This is a genomic window from Polaromonas sp. P1_E1_2, from assembly GCF_056406035.1.
On record NZ_JBFUAZ010000684.1, the window covers coordinates 1 to 2120 of the forward strand.

Here is a 2120-nt window from a genome sequence, read left to right on the forward strand (position 1 = left end):
GCGTGAGCCAACCTGCCATGAGTGCCGCGCTGTCACGTCTGCGAACGTTGTTTGGCGACCCGCTGTTCCTGCGCAGCGCAGAAGGACTTCTGCCGACAGCGCGTGCCAGGGAAATCGTGGGACCCGTGTCGCAAGCACTGCGGCAAATCAAGACAGCTCTCGTGCAGGAGCCGGACTTCGAGCCCGAGCAGGCATCTCTGGTGTTCAACCTTGGACTGTCCGACTATCCGGCTTTCGTATTGCTGCCCGCACTTGTCAGGGAGCTGGCGCGCGCGGCGCCGGGAATATCGCTGAGCGTGCACGCGATTAACAATCGGGATAGTGCGGTCGACATGCTGGACGCAGGAACGATTGATGCGGCAGTTGGCGTCCCGCCGACCCATGCAGAGAGACGGATATTGACACGGCCTGTTCTGAGAGACGAGTTCGTGACCATCGTTCGCCGGGACAACCCGGCAGCGAAGCGAAGCATGGGTCTGAAGGCATTTCTTGCGCTGCCTCATGTGCTCGTGTCACCTGAGGGTGATCGCCATGGCCTGGTTGACGAGGCGCTGGCCGGGCTGGGGAAGCGCCGCACCCTCGCACTGACGCTTCCGCAGATGTTTGCCGCGCCCGCGGTGGTGGCCCAGACAGATACCACGGCCACGGTGATGAAGCGCGTGGCCCTCAAATCCCCGGCTCTGCGCAAGCTGGTCTTGTTTCCGCCGCCTGTTGCGTTGCCAGAAGTCGTCTTCGACCTCATCTGGCACCGACGGAACGATGCACATCAGGTGCAGCAATGGCTCAGGGAATTGATCGCATCACTTGCTTTGGCTGCCTAGAATAATAGAACCCGCCAGTCGCTTCACCGTGACGAATTTCAGTGCAGTTGGGCTTTGAAACGCTGCGGCGTGCCTGCGCGACAACGGCAAACAAGAAAAACCATGATTGGTGCGGCTGGCGGGGATCGAACCCACGACCCTTGGCTTCGGAGGCCAATACTCTATCCACTGAGCTACAGCCGCAACRCTGGAAACGGTCTGCGCCGGATTCGCGGCCGAGGGGCGCAAAATCAGGGCAATTTGCACTGCGCGGGCGATTCACGCCGCGCAACGTCTCCGATTCTACCAGCCGGCCGTGACGCTCCCCGGCCTCTGCAAGCCCCCAGTTATAATGTGAGGTTGCTGAGCAAGCGCTGCCCAAGAGCGCCATATCACCACGCGATAGCCCCCCGATTCTTAGTTTTTTGAGGACGCCATGAGCGCAAACGACCACACCACGGCCCACGAAGAAGCCCATACTGGCCCCATCAAGACCCCCCAGCAACTGCTGGCTGCGGTTTTTTTCTCTTTTGTCGTTCCTGTTTTCGCCATCATCGGCCTGGTGTATTACGTCGCTTCGGCCAACAAGCCAGCTGCGGGTGCGGACGAAGGCGCCAAGGCGGTTGCGCAGCGCATCCAGAAGATCGGCGCGGTTGAAATCCGTGATGCCAACCGTCCGCTGAAGTCCGGCGAAGAGGTCTACAAGGCGCAGTGCGTGACTTGCCATGGCACGGGTGCAGCCGGTGCGCCGAAGTTTGGCGATACGGGTGCCTGGGCAGCCCGTATCAAGACCGGTTTTGACGCGCTCTGGCATTCCGCCCTGAAGGGCAAAGGCGCCATGGGAGCCCAGGGCGGCGGTGATTTTGAAGACGTCGAAATTGGCCGTGCAGTGGTTTACATGACGGCTGCCGCAGGCGGCAAGTTTGCGGAGCCAGCCGCCCCGGCAGCTGCTGCCGCTACGGCACCTGCAGCCGCAGCCGCCGCACCGTCCGCAGATGTGGTCGCCGCACTCGCTGCAGCCAACAAGACGGCAGCGCCAGCCGCCGGTGCAACGCCGGCTGCAGCCGGTGGTGCCGCACCTGCGCTGTATGGCCAGGTCTGCGCAGCCTGCCACGTGGCCGGCGTTGCCAATGCACCCAAGCTGGGCGACAAGGCTGCATGGGCTCCCCGGATTTCCGCAGGTGTCGAGGCACTGACAGCCAGCGCCATCAAAGGTAAGGGCGCCATGCCTCCCAAGGGCGGCTCGGCCGCCTCCGATGGTGAAATCAAGGCCGTGGTGCAGTACATGGTCAATACGTCCAAGTAAACGCTGTCGTGCAC

At 62.4% G+C, this 2120-nt stretch carries 2 protein-coding genes and 1 tRNA gene; 2 read left to right on the forward strand and 1 reads right to left on the reverse strand.

The annotated features are described in order from the left end of the window. A partial coding sequence (locus AC1D1P_RS21685; protein WP_477674396.1) for a LysR family transcriptional regulator occupies positions 1-821 on the forward strand: 821 nt, incomplete at its 5' end. 107 nt (positions 822-928) lie between these two features. Here the strand turns inward: AC1D1P_RS21685 and AC1D1P_RS21690 are convergent. Further along, a tRNA-Arg gene (locus tag AC1D1P_RS21690) sits at positions 929-1004 on the reverse strand. Between the two features lie 232 nt (positions 1005-1236). Between AC1D1P_RS21690 and AC1D1P_RS21695 the strand changes: the two genes are divergently transcribed. Then, positions 1237-2106, forward strand: a complete 870-nt coding sequence (locus AC1D1P_RS21695; RefSeq protein ID WP_477668845.1) for a c-type cytochrome — start codon at positions 1237-1239, stop codon at positions 2104-2106. The last annotated feature ends 14 nt before the right edge of the window (positions 2107-2120 follow it).